The following is an 18,813-nucleotide window of genomic DNA, read 5'->3' on the forward strand; positions in this document are numbered from 1 at the left end:
AGCGCGCGTGCGCCCCGGGCCCCTCTCGACGTCACCGCCGCCACGGCGGCGCGACCCTTCGGATCAGTTGCTGTCCGAATCGTTGTTGTCGTCGACCGCGATCACCACGCCGGCGGCGACCACCGCGGCGGCCAGGACGAGGCCGATAATCGCGCCCGGTGCGGCCAGCTTGCTCTTGCCGTTGGTGGCGGTGGCGGCGCGGGCCGACTTCGCGACCGACAGCGAGGCCGCCGGGCTGGCAGCCGGCGCGGCGAGGGCGGGGGCAGCAGCCAGCGTGAGCGAGGCAGCGGCGGCGAACATGGAAACGATCTTCATGGGTCAGAGTCCTGTTAGTCGCTGATAAGAAGCCCTTTCATGTCCTGTTCTGCCAAACGGAGGAAGCAGAACATGGTGCACGGCAACATTTGATGGTTTATGTGGCGGGTATGTCACAGTCACTGTCCATTCTGCATTTGCTGGCGCGCTACGATCCCGGTTCCGATCCGTGGAGCCGGCGCGCGGCGGCGCTGATGACAGCGTCGGGCGCGCGGGTGCGGCACGTGGTGGCGGCGGACGGCCACGCGGGTGGATTGCCCGAGGGCGTGACGGGCCTGCTGGCGCAGGACCCGCCACCGCTGCGCGGTACGGTATCGGTGGCGCGCTATGAGGCGATTGCGCGCGCGATGCATGGACACGATCTGGTGCTGAGCTATGGCGCGGGGACGATCGACGCCGTGATGGCGCGGCGGGCGTTTTCGCGCGGCGCGCCGCCGATCGTGCATCACGAGGACCCTGCCGATGCGACGACCATCGGCAGCGGGCGGCTCTATCGGCGGATCGCGCTGGGCGCGGCGGCCGGGCTGGTGGTGCGCAGCGATGCAGCGGCGCAGGTGGCGGCAGAGAGGTGGAAGGTGCCGGGCGCGCGATTGCACGTGATCCCCGACGGCGCCGACCTGACGGCCTTTGCGCGGGGGCCCGACGCGAAAGCGGTCGGCGGGTTCCGCCGCAAGCCGGGCGAGGTGGCGATCGGGGTGCTCGCGGACAGGGTCGCGGACGACGATCTGACGCTGCTGGTGCGCGCGGTCGCGGGGCTTGCGGCGCGCTTCCGGCTGGTGGTGGTCGGCGAGGGCGCGGGGCGGGCGGCGGTCGAACGCGCGGCGCTGGCGATGGGTATCGACGACCGGTTGGTGCTGCCAGGCCCGCTCGCGCCGACGTCGCGCTTCCTTGGCGGATTCGATGTGTTGCTGCTGCCGATGCGGCCGGGCGCGGCGTCTTCGGTCGTGGTCGAGGCGATGGCGGCGGGGGTGCCGGTGATGGCGCTGCGCGGCGGCGGGGTCGAGAACATGCTCGCACCGCCAAATGCCGCGCTGCTGGCCCCCTATGCCGCCGAAGTCTCGTTGCGCGATGCGTTGCAGCCGTTGGCGAGCGACGCCGCGCTGCGCGCCGAGGTCGGCGCGGCCAATCGCGCCCGCGCGGCGGAGCGGCATGACGCCGCGACGATGATCGCGCGTGCCGCCGCCGTCTATTCGGATGCGATCGGGCGGCCGGCTTTCCCTGATTGAGTCGCATTTCGGTCGCGTTGCGGCCCGATTGCTTTATATGGGGCCGCTCCATCATTGGTGAAACGGGAATTCGCGTGTTCAAGGGGCTGAAGCCAATCGTCTATGGAGGCCGCGAGGTCTGGCCGCTGGTGGAAGGGGGCAAGGGGGTTGCCGCCACCAATCACGCCTCGGCAGGCGCCTGGGCGGCGGCGGGCGGAATCGGCACGGTCTCGGCGGTCAACGCGGACAGCTACGATCCCGACGGCAAGATCATCCCGCAGATCTATCGCGCGCTGACCCGGCGCGAGCGCCACGAGGAACTGATCGCCTATGCGATCGAGGGCGCGGTGCAGCAGGTCCAGCGCGCCTGGGAGATCGCGGGCGGCAAGGGCGCGATCAACATCAACGTGCTGTGGGAAATGGGCGGCGCGCCGCGCGTGCTGCACGGCGTGCTGGAGCGGACGCGCGGGCTGGTGGCGGGCGTCACCTGCGGCGCGGGGATGCCGTATAAGCTCAGCGAGATCGCGGCGTCGTACAACGTCAACTATCTGCCGATCGTCAGCTCGGGCCGCGCGTTCCGTGCGTTGTGGAAGCGCGCCTATTCCAAGGCGAGCGAGTGGCTGGCGGCGGTCGTCTACGAGGATCCGTGGCTGGCGGGCGGGCACAACGGCCTGTCGAATGCCGAGGACCCGCTGAAGCCGGAGGATCCCTATCCGCGCGTCAAGGCACTGCGCGAGACGATGCGCGAGGGCGGCATTCCCGACACCACGCCGATCGTGATGGCGGGCGGCGTCTGGTATCTGCGCGACTGGAACGAGTGGATCGATAATCCCGAACTCGGGCAGATCGCGTTCCAGTACGGCACGCGCCCGCTGCTGACGCAGGAAAGCCCGATCCCCGAGGAGTGGAAGGCCAAGCTGACTCAGATCGAGGAAGGCGAGGTGCTGCTGCACCGTTTCTCGCCGACCGGTTTCTATTCATCGGCGGTTCGCAACCCGTTCCTGCGTTCGCTGGAAGCACGGTCGGAGCGACAGATCGCGTTTTCGACGCAGGAAGCGGGCGACCATGTCTTCCAGCTCGACGTCGGGGTGAAGGGCAAGAACTTCTGGGTGACCCGCAACGACCTGTTGCGCGCGCGCGAATGGTTCGGCGCGGGCTTCACCGATGCGCTCAAGACTCCGGACAACACGCTCGTCTTCGTGACGCCGCAGGAAAAGGGCGAAATCCGCAAGGATCAGGCCGATTGCATGGGCTGCCTCAGCCAGTGCCTGTTCTCGAGCTGGGCGGATACCGAGACCAACTCGACCGGGCGGCTTGCCGATCCGCGCAGCTTCTGCATCCAGAAGACGCTGCAGGACATCGCGCATGGCGGCGACACCGATGCGAACCTGATGTTCGCGGGGCACGCGGCGTATAATTTCAAGCGCGATCCCTTCTACTCGAACGGCTTCGTGCCCACCGTGAAGCAGCTCGTCGATCGCATCCTGACCGGCGACTGATGTTCGACGCGGCGCTGGCGCAGGTGGCGACAGCGCTGCGCCCGGCGCGCGATCCGTGGTGGGTGATCGGCAGCGCGGCGGTGCGGTTGCATGGGGCCGAGACGTCGGTCGCCGACATCGACGTGCTGGTGAGCGCACGCGATGCGGCGAGGCTGCTCGGTGCGTGGCCGGGCGCGGTGACGATCGGCGCGGCGAGCAATCGCTTCCGCTCGTCCCCGTTCGCGCGGTTGAACGGGGCGGCGTTGCCGGTCGAGGTAATGGCCGACCTCGAATTGTGCACGGACGGCGTGTGGCGACGGGTGTCGCCGGCAACGCGCGTGGCGGTAGCGGGCGTGTTCGTGCCGGCGCGCGACGAACTCGCCGCGATCCTGCGCGCGTTCGGGCGAGGCAAGGATTTGGTACGCGCAGCCTTGCTGGACCGGCGCGTCGCCTGAGCCGGCGACCGTCGGAAGGTGGCGCGTGGCGCGACAGGACGACCCCTTGCGCGTGGTGCTCGCCACCTTCGTTGGTGCTGCTATGGCTTGCGGATGAACAGCCACGTGCATCGACGTCATCTGCTGGTCGGCGGCGCGCTTGCGCTGTCCGGGGCGGCGCCGCGGACCGCTTCGACCGTGGAGGCGCTTGCCTCGCTCGAACGTCGTTCGGGCGGCCGGTTGGGCGTCGGCATCGTCGATACGGCGCGCGGCAGGACGTTCGGCTGGCGAGCGCACGAGCGCTTTACGCAGGCCAGTTCGTTCAAATTGTCGCTGGCCGCGATGGTCCTGGCCGAAGCGGAACGTGGGCGGCTGGCACTGGGCGAACGGCTAGGCTGGTCGCCGGCCGACATCCTCCCCCACAGCCCGGTCACGACCGCCAGCGCCGGCATGACCTTGCCGATCCGCGAACTGGCGCGCGCGGCCGTCGTCACCAGCGACAATACTGCGGCCAATGTCCTGCTGCGCAAGATCGGTGGGCCAGCCCGGCTGACGGCGTTCTGGCGGGCGATCGGCGATCGAGTCAGCCGGCTCGACCGCTACGAGCCGGCGCTGAACGTGACGCCGCCGGGTACCGCGCTCGACACGACGTCTCCGGCTGCGATGGTCGCGACCATCTCGCGGATCGTGCAGGGCGACGTGCTGCGACCGGCGAGCCGCGCGCTGCTTGCCGAGTGGATGGTTGCGGCCAAGACGGGGCAGAACCGGTTGCGCGGCGGCTTTCCAGCCGGATGGCGCGCGGGCGACAAGACCGGGACCGGCGGCGGCGAGCGACAGCCGATCTACGTCGACCTCGCCTTCGGTGGTCCACGCGGCCGCGCGCCGGTTATCGTCGCGGCCTATTACGAGCCGGTTCGATCCGCTCCGTCGGCCAGCGTGGAGGCGGTGTTGGCCGCCGTGGGGCGGATCACCGCGGACAGCGTCGTCTAGTCGACGTCCTGTCGGCGACGGGTGCTGCGCTCAGCAAAGAGCGGGTACGATCAGGCGCAGCGGAATGTGCGGACGCCCGCGCGCGCCGAGAGACGACATTCGCGGACCGGCTTGGTCACCGGCACCATCACCGATCCGCCGATGGCATAGCCGCACCGGATGTGGAGCGAGCGCCTGGCGCTATACACGCCGTCCACCCGCCATACCTGCACCGTCGTTCGGTTCAATCGGCGCGTCGTATCGGGGGCGAGCAGGGCATTGTCGGTGATCGGCTCGTCGTAGAGATCGACACTGCGGAGCGGCGCGCTACCCCTGTGCGCCGGACAGGTCGCTGCCGCTGCCGCTGCCGCCGCCAATGCCACGATCCCGATCATCGCTTTTCCCCATAACGAACGACGCGCCGCCCGGCCGGTCGGCGCGTCGTCATCATAGCGCGGTCGATGCTGGGCGTCAGTCGACCACAGTACCCACGACGGCGCCGCCGACGCCGCCGACCGCCGCGCCCTTCTCGACGTTGCCGCCGGTCGCCGCTGCGACACCCGCGCCGCCCGCACCGCCGATCGCCGCGCCGCGCAGTGTCGAACAGGCCGAGGTCGATACCGCCGCGACGACGAGCAGGGCGGAGAGTGCGATCTTTTTCATGTGCTTGCTTCCTGTGCTGGGAATGTCGCGTCAATGCGGCGGCTCGGGCACGGTTCCGGGCAGACATGCTTCGTTACGGCGTATTTGCGACAGTGATTGCGAGGCGGCAACGCACGCGACATCTCGGGGCAACGTCACCCGCCGATCGACGACGGGCCATGACGGAGAGTTCGATGCCCCACGATCGCCACGCCGCCTATCATGCCGAACGTGCCCGCGGCGAAGCCATTCGCGCGATCAGCGCCAAGAGCGCCGATGCCGCGGCGATCCATCAGGAGCTGTGCCTGCGCTACAGCGGGCGCGTGATCGCCGCGCTGATCCTTGGCGCGGTGGGGAAGGGAATGGATTGACCCTCCAGTCCCCGTCGCCCTGATCCGGTGTCTCGCTTCCTACGCGGCAGAAGAAGCGGGACCTCGGCCCAAGTCCGCGGCGACAGCGAAGCGCTATGCCCAGCCCTCGAGCACCTGATCGGGCGGACGGTGGCCGTCGGCCCACATGCGGATGTTGGCGATCACCTTCTCGCCCGACGCGACGCGGCCTTCCCAGGTCGCCGAGCCCATGTGCGGGGTCATTACGACGTTCGGCAGCGCGAGCAGCCGGGGGTCGATCTCGGGCTCGTGCCGCCATACGTCCAGCCCGGCTCCGGCGAGCCGGCCGTTCTCCAGCGCGTCGACCAGCGCATCCTCGTCCACGATTCCGCCACGGCTGGCGTTAATGACAAAGACGTGCGGGCGCAGCAGCGCGATGCGGCGCGCGTCGATCAGCTCGCGGCTGTCGGCATTGAGCGGCGTGTGGAGCGTCAGAATGTCGATCGCGCCGAGCAGCTCGTCGAGATTTGGGTGCCAGACCGCGTTCAGTTCCGCCTCGACGACCTTCGGCAGCCGGTGGCGGTTGTGGTAGTGGATCAACAGACCGAACGCGCGCGCGCGCCGCGCGACCGCCTGGCCGATCCGGCCCATGCCGACGATCCCCAGCGCCTTGCCGCCGATCCGGTAGCCCAGCATCCCGCCCGGGCTCCACCCGTTCCACGCGCCGGCGCGCACCAGCTTCTCGCCCTCCGCCAGCCGCCGCGGAACCGAGACGATCAGCGCCATCGTCATGTCGGCGGTGTCCTCGGTCAGCACGCCGGGCGTGTTGGTGACGATGATACCGCGCGCGCGCGCCGCCTTAAGGTCGATATGGTTCACGCCCGCGCCGAAATTCGCGATCAGCCGCAGGCGCGGCCCCGCACCCGCGATCAAGCCGGCATCGATCGTGTCGGTGACGGCGGGCACCAGCACGTCGCACTCCGCCATTGCAGCGGCCAGCGCATCGCGCGACAGCGGCACGTCGTCGGCATTGCCGGTCACATCGAACAATTCGTCCAGTCGCCGCATCACCACGTCGGGGAGCGCCCGCGTCACGATCACCTTGGGATGGGCGCAGCGTCGCGTATCGGCCATGCGCCGGGATTGGCGAAGCCGCGCGCGTGCGTCAACGGTTGATGCGGCAGGGTCCGCGTGGTTACAGGGCGAAGATGACCAGAGGGCGGAAGTGAACAGGGACCATCATACGATCGTGGCAGCGGCGGTGGCGGTGGCGCTGCTCGTTCCCGTGCCCGCCGCGGCGGACAACGAACCGAAGAAGCCGCCCTTCGTCGGTTCGATCGCTGCGTCGCGCGCGCGGATGCGGACGGGACCGGGGCGCAACTTTCCGGCGAGCTGGATCTATGTCCGCGCCGACCTGCCGGTGCGCGTGCTGGAGGCGTTCAAGGAATGGCGCCGCGTCGAGGATCCCGACGGCACGCAAGGATGGATGCTCAACGCGCTGCTCAGCAGCCGCCGCACCGCGATCGTGCGCGGCACCGAACCGGCCGATCTGCGCGATCGTCCCGGCGGACCGACGATCGTGTGGCGGGTGCAGCCCGGCGTCGTCGGGCGCGTCTCGCGCTGCGGCAACGGCTGGTGCCGGTTCGACGTGAAGGGGCAGGCGGGGTTCATCCAGACCGACCGGATCTGGGGCGTCGCGCCCACGGAGCAATTGCCATGACGTTCCAGCTCGACGGTTTCGATCTCGACGCCTTCGTCGCCGCGACGCTGGCGGAGGATCTGGGTGAGGGGGGCGACGTCACCTCCGTCGCGGTGATCCCGGCCGGGGCGCGGTTCGAGGCGGTGATGGACAGCCGCGACGCGATTACGGTCTGCGGACTGGAAATCGCTGCGGCGTTCTTCCGGCACCTCGATCGCGAGGCACAGGTCGTCCCGCTGGTGCAGGACGGCGATCGTGTCGCGCCCGGCACCGCGCTGATGCGCATCACGGGCAATGCCCGCGCGCTTCTGACCGCCGAGCGCTCGGCGCTCAACACCGTCCAGCACCTGTCCGGCATCGCGACGCTGACCGCGGCCTATGTCGACGCGATCGCGGGCAGCGGCGCGACCCTGCTCGACACGCGCAAGACGATTCCCGGCCTTAGGCGGCTCGAGAAATATGCGACGCGCACCGGTGGCGCGCGGAACCATCGCATGGGATTGTGGGACGCGGCGATGATCAAGGACAATCATGTCGCGGTGGCCGGCGGGGTTGGCCCGGCGGCAGCGCTGGCGAAAGCCGCCGGGATCGCGACGATCATCGTCGAGGTCGACCGCACCGACCAGATCGAGCCGGCGATCGCGGCGGGCGCGACACACCTCTTGCTCGACAACATGGGGCCCGACATGCTGCGCACGGCAGTGGCGATCGTCGCCGGTCGCCTGCCGACCGAGGCGTCGGGAGGCGTCACGCTGGAGACGATCGGCGCGATCGCACGCAGCGGCGTGCGCTACGTCAGCGTCGGGCGGATCACCCAGTCGGCTCCCGCCGCCGACATCGGGCTGGACTTTGCAGAGCTATGAGCGAGCGCAGGAAGAAGAAGGTCATGCCGGTGGAGAAGCGGTCGCCGCTGGCGTTCTTCGGGGCGAACGGACGGCCGCCGTCGATCCTACGGTTCGAGCGGCTGTATCTGGCGTCGTTCGTCGTGTCGCTGATCGGCTGGGCGTTCAGTTGGCAGCAGACCGCCGACCGGCTGGCGATCGATCCCAAGACCGCAAACTATACCTGGCTGTTGCCGCTCGCGTTGCTGCTGAGCTGCGCGATCACGCTGACCTTGTGGTATTTTACCGCGCGCCGCGCCAGCCTTGCCGCCAAATGGGTCGTGACGATCCTGACCGGGCTGGCGGCGGTTCGCTTTGCGATCAATCTGTTGGTGGTGGCCGGCGGCAAGGTGCCGGTGATGGCGCTGCTGCTGTCGGCGGCGATCCTGGCGCTAAGCGTCGCGGCGGCGGCCCAATTGTTCAGGGCCGACGCGCGTTTGTGGTTCGGCGAGGGGCTGGAGCCCGAGGAAGAAGAAGCATGATGACGGTGACGAAGCGGGTAATGATGCTGGGCGCGCTGGCAGTCGTAGCCGGCCCCGGCGTGGCGACGGCGCAGGCGCTGTCGTGCGCGATCCCGGCCGATCTGCCGCGCCCGCGCCCCGATCTGCCCTCGGCGAGCCAGCCGGTGCGGCGGCTGCCGATCGGCAGCTACACGCTCGCGATCAGCTGGAGCCCTGAATATTGCCGCAGCAGCGGCGACCGACCGAACGCGCGCTTCCAGTGCGGAAGCAGCAACCGCTTCGGCTTCGTGCTCCACGGGCTGTGGCCGGACGGCATGGGCAAGGACTGGCCGCAATATTGCCGCGCGACGCCGATCCTCTCACGGCAGGTGATCCGCCGGCATGTCTGTACGACACCGTCGCCGCAGTTGCTTCAGCACGAATGGGCCAAGCACGGCACCTGCATGGCGGGCTACACGCCCGAGCGCTATTTCACCACGTCGAACGCGATGTTCCATGCGCTGCGCTTCCCCGACATGGCGCGGCTTTCGCAGACGCCGGTGACTGCCGGGCGGCTGGCGGAGGCGATCGCCGCTGCCAATCCGGGCCTTCGCGCGGACATGATGCGCGTGACCGGTACGAAGGGCGGGGCGCTCGACGAGGTGTGGCTGTGCACCGACAAGCGCTTCCGCTACACGCGCTGTCCGGCGCATCAGGGCGGGCTGGACCCGGCGGCACGGATCACGATTACTCCGTTGCGCTGAGGGCAGAGCCGCCGTTCTCATCAATGTTGGTGCGCGGCCCGCTCGACATCGCGCCTGAAATCGTGGCGCTTTGACGCCGACGTCATGCCGTCGGGCAAGTTAAGGCAGGCGGCCGGGCATCAAGCGACGTCGTCGGTGACCAATCCTGCTAAAAATCGGACCGGCGCTGTCGGGGCTTCTCCATGAGAGTGACGCCAGCGCCAGGGTCACGAGAAGCGGCGCAGCGCCGGCCGACCTGGTAGCCGAGACCTGTCGCGAACGGGGCTGGAGACGGTGCGCCAACGTCAACGCACTTTCGCATTCAGTAAGATGCGTGCGCTTGGCTTGCCGATCACGTTGAAGGCTCACGCATTCAGACGGCGTCGACAAGATCAGGTTGCCGGTGGGAAGCCGCGCGTCGCAACGTGACGCTGGACGTCGTTGTTGGCGGTGCTCCGCCCCAGCCTGAAACGATCACCTTCTCACCTTCGGTGAAATCGCAAACCCGATCCATGAAATCTTACACGGTTCGGCCGAGGTTTTTGCCTGTATTCGCTGCATTAAATAAGTGAAGCCTGGAGTTGATATTACAAGCAAATAGATGTTGGAATAATAAGTAACAAAATATTGGAACTGTATTCTCCAATTTGTAATCGAACTGACATTGTCTTTCTGTAGCGCTTCATCGTGCGGTAGCGGGGAAACGTCTCCGATTTCGCGAGGAGACCTGCGGCTTTGTTGGCTTAACAGGTCATTAATAATTGCATGATGGTCGGCGCTGCCGTGGAATCTCCAACGTCATTCGCCAGGCCGTTTTGGCAACGGACACGATGTATGAAGTGGCAGAAGCGGCAGTCCGATCTCAAGCGTCCGCGTGTCGAGATCGCCTATGACATCGAGGTTTATGGCCGTGAACAGCAGGTCGAACTGCCGTTTGTCATGGGAGTCATGGCGGATCTGAGCGGCGATGGTGCATCTGACCTGCCGCCCATCGAGGACCGGACGTTCGTCTCGGTCGATGCGGCCACCCTCGACCAGCGTATGCGCGACGTCGCGCCGTGCTTGCGACTGCACGTCGAGGACCATTTGACCGGATCGGGTACGATGCCGGTTCAACTCACTTTCGAACGAATGGATGATTTCCGGCCTGACTCGGTCGCGCGGCAGGTGCCGGCGTTGACGCAATTGCTTGAAGCGCGCGAGCAACTTGCGTTGCTGCTGACGTATATGGACGGGAAGGCGGGGGCCGAGCAATTGCTGACCCGCCTGATCGCCGACGAACAGGCGATATCGGAACTCTCGCAAGCTCCCGATATCTCGACGGAGCAGCGCGCGTGACCGCCGCCACTCGCTCCGGCCCTGCCGCGACCGAAACGCCGGCGCAGCCACTCGCGGCATTGATCGAACGTGAGTTTCGGCCGCGCAGTGACGTCACTCGGGATGTGGTAACGAAGGCGATCCGTACACTGGCGCGGCATATCAGCTCCTCGCCGGATCTGCGTGGCGAAGAGGCCGGGCAAATCATCTGCCTCATCATCGCCCGGCTCGATCAGATCCTGACTCGACAGCTCAACGAGATCATTCACGATCCGGCGTTCCAGCAACTCGAAGGCACGTGGCGCGGGCTACAGTATCTCGTACAGAATAGTCAGACGTCGCCGACGCTGAAAATCCGCTTGCTGAACGTGTCCAAGGACGATCTGGCGCGCGGGATCGCAGGTTATCGAGGCGCTACATACGACCAGAGCGCCTTGTTCAAGCGGATCTACGACGACGAATTCGGTCAGTTCGGTGGTGAGCCTTACGGCTGCCTGATCGGCGACTATGCGTTCGATCATTCGGCGGGGGATGTCGCGCTGCTGGCCGGAGTTGCTCGCGTAGCGGCGGAGGCGCATTGTCCGTTCATCGCCGCTGCCAGTCCGGCGATGATGCAGATGGAAAGCTGGTCGGAACTGGCCAATCCGCATGATCTGGGCGCCATTCTCTCAACGCCGGACTTTGCGGCGTGGCAGGCGCTGCGTGGCTCGCCCGATGCACGCTATGTCGCGTTGACGCTGCCGCGGTTCGCGGCGCGGGCATCTTATGGCAGCCAGGGCGAGCGGATCGCCGCGTTCCAGTTCGAGGAGGATTTGACGCGTGGCGCCAAGGCGGTGGTGTGGACCAATGCCGCCTATGCAATGGGGGCGAATATCAACCGTGCGTTCGCCACCTACGGCTGGTGCTCGCGCATTCGCGGCGTCGAATCGGGGGGAATGGTCGATAATCTGCCGTCGTTACGCGCGACGCCGGGCCTTGATGGCATCGGGATCATCCCGACCGAAACCGCGATTTCGGATCGGCGCGAGGCAGAATTGTCGCGCGCCGGCTTCATGCCGCTGGTTTATCGCAAAAACAGCAACGTCGCGGCCTTCATCGGCGCACGCACCATTCATCGGCCGCGCAACTATGGGGATGATGAGGCGAACGAGAATTCGGAGCTGTCATCGCGATTGCCCTACGTCTTCGCAGTATCGCGCTTCGCGCATTATCTAAAAAGTATCGGGCGCGACAAGATCGGTAGCTTCACCTCGCAGGGTGAGATCCAGAGGTGGCTGAAAAGCTGGGTGATGCGCTATGTCGACGGCGACCCTTCGATATCCTCGGAAGAGGTAAAAGCTCGTCGTCCTCTTGCCGACGCGGACGTTACGGTCGAGGAAATGCCGGGCGATCCGGGTTATTACTACACAACATTTCACCTACGTCCGCATTACCAGCTTGAAGGATTGACGGTCTCGCTCCGGCTGGTCGGCAAGATGCCGAACGCGCAGGTCGCTGCCGCGGGTGATGCTTTAGGCGCCGGGGCAGCGCTGGCGGCGCCGGAGGCGATCACCGCCGGCTGATCAAGCAGACCAGCCTACAACTTATCATCAGCAAACAATCTAAATTGAAAGGGAAAGCTGTGGCCAAAGTAGATTACTGGCTCGAGATCGACGGGGTCGAGGGAGAGTCGCATGATGAGGCACTCGGCAACGACGTCATTCAGGTTGAAAGCTGGCGCTGGGGTGAAAAGAACGCCGGATCATGGTCGATCAATTCGGGTGGCGGTCGTGGCAAGGTGGAAATGAGCGATTTTCACTTTGCGATGTGGTTCAATAAAGCATCGCCGAAACTTTTCATGCTCTGTGCGACGGGTGAGCATATACCGCACGCCAAGTTGATCTGCCGCAAGGCCGGGGGCGGCCAGCAGGAATTCCTGACCATCACGTTCAAGCAAGTCCTGATCTCCGGGTTTGAGACGCGTGGCGGACATAGTGCGACCGCGACCGGCGTGGAGGAGTTGGTCCACCCGCTCAACGACATCAGCTTCAACTTCGAGACGATCGAGATCGATTATCACGAGCAGGGCGACGATGGCGCCGCTGGCGCGACGATCAGCGCCGGGTATGACCTCAAGAAAAATCACAAGATCTGATCGTGGCGGGGCGTGATCCGATCATCGGAACCGGGCTTCGGCTCGACCTGTCGGTCGCGCCCGCGCTTGCCGGAGACGTCCGTTATGGCCAGCTTCAGGTCATGGCGGACGAACTCGTGCGCCATGATCCCGTCGCGGCCCGCTCGGCCGAGGAATGTCGCGAGCGATGGCGGCAGGTCCTGACACAAGCCGAGGCACTGCTCTGCGACTTTGTCGACGTGCGCCTGCATCTGTTGCGGTACCGCGCGGTGCTGGCGACGGAGGGTTTCCTGGCCGGCGGCACACTGCTTGCGCAATGGTCCGAGGCGCTGCGGCAGACGGCACCTGCCGATATCGACGGGGCGGCGCTGGAGATTGTCGGCACGACGTTGGGGCACCTGCTGACCGATGACCACATCAGGGAATGGCAGTCGTCGGATCTAACCGGAAATGGTGACCTGCCGATGATCGAGCTGCTGAAGGATTCGGGCGCTGCGCGAGCGGTGAACGACGGTTTGCGGCAGTCGCCAGCCCTTGCCGATCCTGCGGCAACGGCGGGGACGCAATCGCAGCATAACGCGTCCGGCGTGTTGTCGCAGGTCACGGCGATGCAGGCGGTGATTGCGGATGTCGCAAAGTGGCTGCGAGCATATCCGCCACTCGCCGCTCTGGTCCAGCAGGAGCGCGCCTCACGCTGGCTGGCTCGCGTGCGCGAGTTGCTGGCAGCGTCGGTCGGGGTCGGCGCGGCGATGCCGGACGATCGGTCTCCGGCGGCATCGGTGGCGCCTCATCATCCTTGGACCGCATCGCACCCGGAAAGCTCGGAATGGCAGCGCATGGATGTCGTCGCGCTTCTGCAGTCATGCATCGGCTGGTTCGCGCAGAACGAACCCGGGCATCCAGCACCTTATTTCCTTCAGCGCGCCGTCACCCTTATGAACGCTGATTTCCATGGCATCTTGCAGGCATTGTTACCCGACGCGGCGGCGCAGTTCCGGTCGCTGACCGGAATGGTGGACCCCAGATGAGCAACATGTCCGCCGCGAGATGGCTGGGCCTGTCGGCTTCGCAAGGGGTCGATGCAGAGAGCGTGGCGGCGCTGGTCGCGTCCGATGCCGAGGACATGCTCAATCACATCCGCTTCCACGACGGATCCGGCAAAACGAGCGGATCACTGCTGGATTACGGACTCAGGTGCTATTCGGGGCGGAGTGTCGATGACGCATTCATGCGTTCCGTTGCCGCCGACATCGTGACGGCGTTGCGGCGTTTCGAGCCGCGGCTCGACCCTGCCTCGATCCGGATCGATCCGCTTGAGCCTGCACATCGGGTGCGCAGTCGATGCCGGTTCGCGCTTTCCGCGCAGCTGCGGTCGGACGATCACGACATCGCCTGGTGCATCCACTTCGATACGAAATTCGGCACGATCCGTATCGATCGCGGCGTTGCCGTGGCGGACGGACGGCTGGGCTGAGCGATGCACGACATGCTGCGTGGTGCCTTTATGCGTGAGCTGGCCCTGCTGCGCGACTCGACCATAGAGTTCGGGCGGGCTCATCCCGAGCTGGCGCCGCATCTCGGCGTGCGTGCCACCAACCCGCATGTCGAGCGGCTCATCGAGGGCGTCGCCTTTCTGGCGGCGCGCACGGCCATCCGCGTTGACGCCGAATATGAACGACTTGCTCAAGATATCGTACAGGCGATCGCACCCGATCTGAGCTGTGCGCTCCCCCCGGCAGCGCTGGTGCAGTTCAAGCCCTTGCTGACCCAGGATGCGGCCGCCCGGACGATCGTGCCACGCAACAGTGCGCTTCGTTATCAGCTGGCCAGCGGCGAGGAAGTGCATTTTCACACCGCTGCCGGACTGCAATTATCCCCGGTCGAGCTGGAGGTGCTGCCGCCCCCCGACCCCGACGCTTTGACGCGGCTCTTTGCTGAGCGCGGCGCGGTGACCGTGCCGCCCGAACTCTTCCACGCCGCGATCATCCGCGCGCGACTGCGAACAGCACGAGGATGGCGCGTGGGCTCGGCAATCGACGCCACTCTCGACCTGCAATGTTGCGGCGCTCATGCGGGTTGGTTGTGGGGCAGTCTGACCCGACAGGGAGCTACGCTGGCCTTGGTCGACCCGTGTTCCGGCGTCGCTCAAGCCCTGCATCCGCAATCCGCCTTGCGGCCGACCGGCTGGAGCGATGACGAGGCGCTGCTCCCCCCCGAATGTGCGCCTCCAGGACCATTGCGACTTCTGCGGGAGAGCCAGGCCTGGCCCGAACGCTTTTTCCGCATGTCGCTCGACGGATTGCCGGTCAGTCTGGAACATTGGTTTGGCGATGCCATCGATCTATGGTGGTTTCTTCCCGGAGAACGGGCAGCTCCAGAGCTGGCGCCTGACGCCTTGCGGCTGTTCTGCTGCCCCGTCGTGGCGCTGACGCGGCGGCGCTGCGAACCCGTTACGTTCCTCGGCGACCAGTACGAGGCGAACGTGCGACTGCCCGCTGGGTCAGACGGGCAGGAGATCGTCGCCGTCGAGCGGGTGGATCTGCGAGGGAGGGACGGGCACATCACCCCGCTTCACCCGCTTCACGACCTCGATGGTTCCGAGCTGGGGCCTCAGCGGCCCTGTTACGCTCTTCGCCGCCAGCCGCGCTGGCAGGAGGCACGCGGCAAGCAGCAGTCGCCGCCGCCGTTCGAGTGGATGATCGCGCCGTCCCCCGTGATCGAGGACAGCGCACTGCTGCTCGTAACCGCCTGGGCGAGCCAGTCGGTCGACGTCCTGATCCCGGACGATTGCCGGCACTGGCGGTTGGATGTGGTCGCTGGATTGCAGGATGTCGTCGGCGTTGGCGGCGCAATGACTCCGATCGCGGCGGCGTCGCCGTTGCCGGAGACGGTGCTGCGCGCGATGAGCTGGCGGATCGACAGGCTGCGGGGATTGTCACCTTCGGCTACCGCGACGGCCCTTCTTGATTGGATACGCCCGTTCTGTCGCGCCGAGCGACTGCCTCCGCTGCGCGGCGCGGTGCTGGAGAGCGACGTTGCGGCGATCGGCGGCACAACGGTACCGGTGTACGCGCGCGGCTGGCGCCTGACGATCGACGTCGAGAAGCGTGCCATTCGCGACCCGGCATTTTGCCTGTGGCCACATGTTCTGGCAGCGACCTTGGTGCGGCAGCTGCAAGCCGAGTCCTTCATCCGCTGCATCTTCGCCAGTGCAGGCGATCCCATCGGCGAGGCGCTGGCATGGCGATGACCCAACATATCGCTGGTGCGGCGATCCACGGCCGCTTGCGGGCCTATGAACGGGCGAGTGGGATCAGGATCGGCGACAGCGCGCGCGGCCTTGCCTCCATCCGGCTCGATCAGGCGGTCGGTTTCGCCACCGACGATCGCGCGCTCTGGCAACAGGCGGAAGCCGGGCCGCCGGTGCTGCTATCGCCGCACTTCGGCCTTCTGGCACCGCATGGACCGCTGCCGAACAGGTTCACCGAACTGATCCTGCACGAGCCCGATGGCCGCATGGTCTTGCACTTTCTTGATCTGCTGGTTCAGCGACACGCCCAGTTGCATTATCGGGCTTGGGCGCAGCTGCGCCCGGAGTGCGAAGTGGGGCAGGGCGACGATCGCTTTTGTCGGCTGCTCATCGAACTGGCCGGTGGCAGGTTCGCGGTGCCGCATCTGGCGTGGCAGACACCAGCCGCGGATCGCTTGCCGGCGATCGTGCGGCGCAGGCTGGGGTTCGGTGTCAGCGTTCAACGGGACACCGTCGACTGGCGCGACAATCCCAGGCCGCTGCGGATGGGGACGGTCGGCCTCGGTCAGGGGATCGTCGGGCGGCGGGTTGCTCTGCATGGCGGCATGCATGCGCCGGTCCGGCTTTGCGCCTGTCCAGAGACTGCCGGACAATTCGCTGCATTGCGCGCACCAGGCGGAACGCTGCGTGCGCGTTTGATGGCGCTGGCGCGCGAATGTCACGGCGTGGCGGCAGCGATCCAGCTGCGGATCATCGCGCCGAGCATTCTCCCGTCCGCGCGTCTCCAACGCGTGCCGCTGGGACAGGTACGCCTAAAGCGAGGATCGTCATGCATCGCATAACGCTTACCTTCGGCATTCCGGGTGTGTTCGCGCCGCATCGCCGCGTCTTCGTTCAGGATGCGATCGTCTCCGAAGGGCTGGAGTGCAACGCGGAAGCGCAGCTTACGCTGGCGATGATACCCCCGCTGCCCGCGCCGGAATTGTCGCTGGATCGCTGGACCGGCAATCAGGGTGTGCTGTTGATCGAGGCCGTTGATGCCGACTCGGAGCATCGACGGTGCGTCGCAGGCACTATCAGTCAGGTCCGCGCCTTGTTCGATAGCGACACGATGGTGCGGCGGATTGAGTTGACGCTTCACGGCTGGCCGGCCGCGCGCGAAGGCCGCAGTTTCGCGGCCAACTACTGCTTTTTCGAGGCGGTCAGCAGCACGGACATGGCGCGGCTTATCTTTGAGAGCGCCGGTGGAGGGATACACGACGCGACGACCGCTCCGGCACCGGCTCGAGACTATGAGGTGCAATATGGGGAGTCCGACGAGGCGTTCGTGCGGCGCGTTCTCGCCGAGGATGGCCGCGGCGGCGTGATCCGAGCAACGTGGCAGTCGAGGACATTTCCGGTCGTGCCGTTACGCTTGGAATTGTCGCTCCACGACGCGCTCGACACACTAAATGACCCGGGCAGTCCTTTTAATTCCGTCGTGCACTTGTCCGTCCAGCCCCAGTTCGAGGGGCATCGGCACGGTGTCTTCGACCTTGTCGAAGAGCAAATCCGCGCACCGCAGAGCGTGGCACTGACGGCTTACAGTCCGTCAAACCCCAACGTTGATCTGCGGAGTGCCAGCAGCGCGCCAACTTCCGAACATCGCTGGGTCACGATCGAAACCTTCGTGGAGGAGGACACGCCGGCGACGCTGGCCGACCATGCCGAGCGGCGGCGACGTGCCAGTCTGGCGGTGCGCGGTTCCTTTCGCACGTCGCTGCCATGGTTGTTCGCCGGCGAACAGGTGACACTGCGCCGCGAAGCACACGGGAAGCCGACCTCGACAGGGCGGGTGGCATTGGTGGAATCGCGCCAGGCCTATCATCGCAGCGATATGGGCTTGTGGAGCTGCACGGCCGACATAGCCTTCCGCGCGGTGGACAGCGTCTGGTTGCCCACCGCGCGCGCCCGTCCGCGATTGCCGGGATTGCTCCCCGGCGTGGTGTTGGATGCGGCCGGGCGTCCCGATGATGGCAAGCAGCATCCCACCCCCGACGCCGCGGTGCACACCGATGCCATGGGGCGCATTCGCGTGCGCATCCTTTGGCACAGCCATGCTCAGGTGAGTGATCGCGCGGATAGCACGATCTGGGTTCGAGTGATGACGCCATGGGCCGGGCACAAGGCCGGCTTTTTCGCTTTGCCGCGCGCGGGGCAAGAGGTGTTGGTATCGTTCGTCAACGGCGATCCTGCGCGGCCGGTGGTACTTGGTGCGGTATTTGGCGAGGTGAGCGAGGCCGGCAGTATGCCGCCATGGGACATGGCTGGTGGAGCGCATTGGGTTGGGATGGGAACCCGCTCGGGGACGGGCAGCCCGGAGCATATCCGCATGTCGGCCGATCCCGACCGGCCACGCGTCGAGCTGGCCGCAGCCGAGAACCTGACGATCACGGCCGCGAGAGACGTGGATATCAAGGCCGGCGACTCCGTGTTGCAGCAGGCAACGCGGCAATGGTCAGCTTCGGCACCACATATGTCGATGACCGCCTCTGCCGGCCTGCGGATCACGACGCCGGCATTGTCGCTCGAAACACCGAACATTTCCCTGACCGCCACCGCCCGTCACGAGATCGTCGGTTCCTCCACGTCGAGCGGTCTGACGAAGACAAGCGTCTTGTGGAACTCCGCCAACGTCATGGCGACGAGAGAGAATCTCATCGGCGCGAGTGTTCAGAGCATCGTGGTGAAGTACGAAATCAATCTTGCGGCAATGCAGCAATATGGTGTGAAAATTGACGAGGGCCGCTTTGCATCAAAATATGTTGCTTACGAAACGAAGCACAGTCAGATGCTTATGACGACCGCTGCCCAATCTATCGGAGCGGGTCTGGTTAATGCGGCGCTTCACACCATGACGATCATCGCGTAGTTCGCAATGGCACGCGTTTCGCTACCATCCTGCTCATCACTCTCCACCTTCCCATTCCGCGTCAATGACGCGGGGCAGGTGGGGATT

The 18,813-nt window shown here is 66.2% G+C and carries 21 protein-coding genes; 17 read left to right on the forward strand and 4 right to left on the reverse strand.

Going from position 1 to position 18,813, the window contains the following annotated elements:
• Positions 1–63 precede the first annotated feature (63 nt).
• Positions 64–315, reverse strand: a complete 252-nt coding sequence (locus ACI2JO_RS09655) for a hypothetical protein (protein ID WP_404720489.1) — start codon at positions 313–315, stop codon at positions 64–66.
• A gap of 110 nt (positions 316–425) precedes the next feature.
• Between ACI2JO_RS09655 and ACI2JO_RS09660 the strand changes: the two genes are divergently transcribed.
• The 4 genes from ACI2JO_RS09660 to bla all read left to right on the forward strand — a co-directional run bounded on the left by ACI2JO_RS09660 (position 426) and on the right by bla (position 4,422).
• Positions 426–1,541 carry a glycosyltransferase family 4 protein gene (locus tag ACI2JO_RS09660; protein WP_404720490.1) on the forward strand — a complete coding sequence of 372 codons (1,116 nt, stop codon included), beginning with the start codon at positions 426–428 and terminating at the stop codon, positions 1,539–1,541.
• A 74-nt stretch (positions 1,542–1,615) separates the two neighbouring features.
• Positions 1,616–3,019 carry an NAD(P)H-dependent flavin oxidoreductase gene (locus tag ACI2JO_RS09665; protein ID WP_404720491.1) on the forward strand — a complete coding sequence of 468 codons (1,404 nt, stop codon included), beginning with the start codon at positions 1,616–1,618 and terminating at the stop codon, positions 3,017–3,019.
• A complete protein-coding gene (locus tag ACI2JO_RS09670) occupies positions 3,019–3,453 on the forward strand; it encodes a hypothetical protein (RefSeq protein WP_404720492.1) in 435 nt (144 codons plus the stop codon). The genes ACI2JO_RS09665 and ACI2JO_RS09670 overlap by 1 nt, the downstream gene beginning before the upstream one ends.
• 93 nt (positions 3,454–3,546) lie before the next feature.
• Positions 3,547–4,422 (forward strand): class A beta-lactamase, encoded by an 876-nt coding sequence (gene bla, locus ACI2JO_RS09675; RefSeq protein WP_404720493.1) that lies wholly within the window; start codon positions 3,547–3,549, stop codon positions 4,420–4,422.
• Positions 4,423–4,472: 50 nt separating this feature from the next.
• Here the strand turns inward: bla and ACI2JO_RS09680 are convergent, their stop codons facing one another.
• Together ACI2JO_RS09680 and ACI2JO_RS09685 are read right to left on the reverse strand one after the other, a co-directional pair.
• Positions 4,473–4,796 (reverse strand): STY0301 family protein, encoded by a 324-nt coding sequence (locus ACI2JO_RS09680; protein WP_404720494.1) that lies wholly within the window; start codon positions 4,794–4,796, stop codon positions 4,473–4,475.
• Between the two features lie 76 nt (positions 4,797–4,872).
• Entirely contained in the window at positions 4,873–5,064 is a 192-nt protein-coding gene (locus tag ACI2JO_RS09685) for a hypothetical protein (RefSeq protein WP_404720495.1), read from the reverse strand.
• A gap of 173 nt (positions 5,065–5,237) precedes the next feature.
• Between ACI2JO_RS09685 and ACI2JO_RS09690 the strand changes: the two genes are divergently transcribed.
• On the forward strand, positions 5,238–5,414 hold the full coding sequence (locus tag ACI2JO_RS09690; protein WP_404720496.1) for a hypothetical protein: 177 nt from the start codon (positions 5,238–5,240) through the stop codon (positions 5,412–5,414).
• Positions 5,415–5,507: 93 nt separating this feature from the next.
• On the opposite strand, the gene ACI2JO_RS09695 is transcribed toward ACI2JO_RS09690, so the two are convergent.
• Complete coding sequence (locus ACI2JO_RS09695; protein WP_404720497.1) at positions 5,508–6,506, reverse strand: 2-hydroxyacid dehydrogenase; 999 nt, start codon at positions 6,504–6,506, stop codon at positions 5,508–5,510.
• A 91-nt stretch (positions 6,507–6,597) separates the two neighbouring features.
• On the opposite strand from ACI2JO_RS09695, the gene ACI2JO_RS09700 reads away from it, so the two are divergent.
• The 12 genes from ACI2JO_RS09700 to ACI2JO_RS09755 all read left to right on the forward strand — a co-directional run bounded on the left by ACI2JO_RS09700 (position 6,598) and on the right by ACI2JO_RS09755 (position 18,726).
• Positions 6,598–7,092: an SH3 domain-containing protein gene (locus ACI2JO_RS09700; protein WP_404720498.1), complete on the forward strand. Its 495-nt coding sequence runs from the start codon at positions 6,598–6,600 to the stop codon at positions 7,090–7,092.
• Positions 7,089–7,934 carry a carboxylating nicotinate-nucleotide diphosphorylase gene (gene nadC / locus ACI2JO_RS09705; RefSeq protein WP_404720499.1) on the forward strand — a complete coding sequence of 282 codons (846 nt, stop codon included), beginning with the start codon at positions 7,089–7,091 and terminating at the stop codon, positions 7,932–7,934. Before ACI2JO_RS09700 ends, nadC begins: the two co-directional genes overlap by 4 nt.
• Positions 7,931–8,434, forward strand: coding sequence for a hypothetical protein (locus ACI2JO_RS09710; RefSeq protein ID WP_404720500.1), 504 nt, complete (start codon positions 7,931–7,933; stop codon positions 8,432–8,434). Before nadC ends, ACI2JO_RS09710 begins: the two co-directional genes overlap by 4 nt.
• The gene (locus ACI2JO_RS09715) at positions 8,431–9,156 is read left to right on the forward strand and encodes a ribonuclease T2 (protein ID WP_404720501.1); all 726 of its coding nucleotides are present in this window, start codon (positions 8,431–8,433) and stop codon (positions 9,154–9,156) included. The genes ACI2JO_RS09710 and ACI2JO_RS09715 overlap by 4 nt, the downstream gene beginning before the upstream one ends.
• Before the next feature lie 813 nt (positions 9,157–9,969).
• Positions 9,970–10,473: a type VI secretion system contractile sheath small subunit gene (gene tssB / locus ACI2JO_RS09720; protein ID WP_404720502.1), complete on the forward strand. Its 504-nt coding sequence runs from the start codon at positions 9,970–9,972 to the stop codon at positions 10,471–10,473.
• Positions 10,470–12,014, forward strand: coding sequence for a type VI secretion system contractile sheath large subunit (gene tssC, locus ACI2JO_RS09725; protein ID WP_404720503.1), 1,545 nt, complete (start codon positions 10,470–10,472; stop codon positions 12,012–12,014). Before tssB ends, tssC begins: the two co-directional genes overlap by 4 nt.
• A gap of 44 nt (positions 12,015–12,058) precedes the next feature.
• The gene (locus tag ACI2JO_RS09730) at positions 12,059–12,586 is read left to right on the forward strand and encodes an Hcp family type VI secretion system effector (RefSeq protein WP_404720504.1); all 528 of its coding nucleotides are present in this window, start codon (positions 12,059–12,061) and stop codon (positions 12,584–12,586) included.
• Between the two features lie 2 nt (positions 12,587–12,588).
• Positions 12,589–13,593 carry a hypothetical protein gene (locus ACI2JO_RS09735; RefSeq protein WP_404720505.1) on the forward strand — a complete coding sequence of 335 codons (1,005 nt, stop codon included), beginning with the start codon at positions 12,589–12,591 and terminating at the stop codon, positions 13,591–13,593.
• Between the two features lie 62 nt (positions 13,594–13,655).
• Positions 13,656–14,039, forward strand: a complete 384-nt coding sequence (locus ACI2JO_RS09740; RefSeq protein WP_404720506.1) for a GPW/gp25 family protein — start codon at positions 13,656–13,658, stop codon at positions 14,037–14,039.
• Between the two features lie 3 nt (positions 14,040–14,042).
• A complete protein-coding gene (locus ACI2JO_RS09745) occupies positions 14,043–15,815 on the forward strand; it encodes a type VI secretion system baseplate subunit TssF (protein WP_404720507.1) in 1,773 nt (590 codons plus the stop codon).
• Complete coding sequence (locus ACI2JO_RS09750) at positions 15,806–16,657, forward strand: type VI secretion system baseplate subunit TssG (protein WP_404720508.1); 852 nt, start codon at positions 15,806–15,808, stop codon at positions 16,655–16,657. The genes ACI2JO_RS09745 and ACI2JO_RS09750 overlap by 10 nt, the downstream gene beginning before the upstream one ends.
• Positions 16,645–18,726 carry a type VI secretion system Vgr family protein gene (locus ACI2JO_RS09755; protein ID WP_404720509.1) on the forward strand — a complete coding sequence of 694 codons (2,082 nt, stop codon included), beginning with the start codon at positions 16,645–16,647 and terminating at the stop codon, positions 18,724–18,726. Before ACI2JO_RS09750 ends, ACI2JO_RS09755 begins: the two co-directional genes overlap by 13 nt.
• The last annotated feature ends 87 nt before the right edge of the window (positions 18,727–18,813 follow it).

It is taken from the genome of Sphingomonas sp. NPDC079357 (genome assembly GCF_044901155.1).
Lineage (GTDB): Bacteria > Pseudomonadota > Alphaproteobacteria > Sphingomonadales > Sphingomonadaceae > Sphingomonas.

Coding starts and splice junctions, on each gene's coding strand:
- ACI2JO_RS09655 (WP_404720489.1), bottom strand. CDS start 315: ATGAAGATCGTTTCCATGTTCGCCGCCGCTGCCTCGCTCACGCTGGCT.
- ACI2JO_RS09660 (WP_404720490.1), top strand. CDS start 426: ATGTCACAGTCACTGTCCATTCTGCATTTGCTGGCGCGCTACGATCCC.
- ACI2JO_RS09670 (WP_404720492.1), top strand. CDS start 3,019: ATGTTCGACGCGGCGCTGGCGCAGGTGGCGACAGCGCTGCGCCCGGCG.
- bla (WP_404720493.1), top strand. CDS start 3,547: ATGAACAGCCACGTGCATCGACGTCATCTGCTGGTCGGCGGCGCGCTT.
- ACI2JO_RS09680 (WP_404720494.1), bottom strand. CDS start 4,796: ATGATCGGGATCGTGGCATTGGCGGCGGCAGCGGCAGCGGCAGCGACC.
- ACI2JO_RS09685 (WP_404720495.1), bottom strand. CDS start 5,064: ATGAAAAAGATCGCACTCTCCGCCCTGCTCGTCGTCGCGGCGGTATCG.
- ACI2JO_RS09690 (WP_404720496.1), top strand. CDS start 5,238: ATGCCCCACGATCGCCACGCCGCCTATCATGCCGAACGTGCCCGCGGC.
- ACI2JO_RS09695 (WP_404720497.1), bottom strand. CDS start 6,506: ATGGCCGATACGCGACGCTGCGCCCATCCCAAGGTGATCGTGACGCGG.
- nadC (WP_404720499.1), top strand. CDS start 7,089: ATGACGTTCCAGCTCGACGGTTTCGATCTCGACGCCTTCGTCGCCGCG.
- ACI2JO_RS09710 (WP_404720500.1), top strand. CDS start 7,931: ATGAGCGAGCGCAGGAAGAAGAAGGTCATGCCGGTGGAGAAGCGGTCG.
- ACI2JO_RS09715 (WP_404720501.1), top strand. CDS start 8,431: ATGATGACGGTGACGAAGCGGGTAATGATGCTGGGCGCGCTGGCAGTC.
- tssB (WP_404720502.1), top strand. CDS start 9,970: ATGAAGTGGCAGAAGCGGCAGTCCGATCTCAAGCGTCCGCGTGTCGAG.
- ACI2JO_RS09745 (WP_404720507.1), top strand. CDS start 14,043: ATGCACGACATGCTGCGTGGTGCCTTTATGCGTGAGCTGGCCCTGCTG.
- ACI2JO_RS09750 (WP_404720508.1), top strand. CDS start 15,806: ATGGCGATGACCCAACATATCGCTGGTGCGGCGATCCACGGCCGCTTG.
- ACI2JO_RS09755 (WP_404720509.1), top strand. CDS start 16,645: ATGCATCGCATAACGCTTACCTTCGGCATTCCGGGTGTGTTCGCGCCG.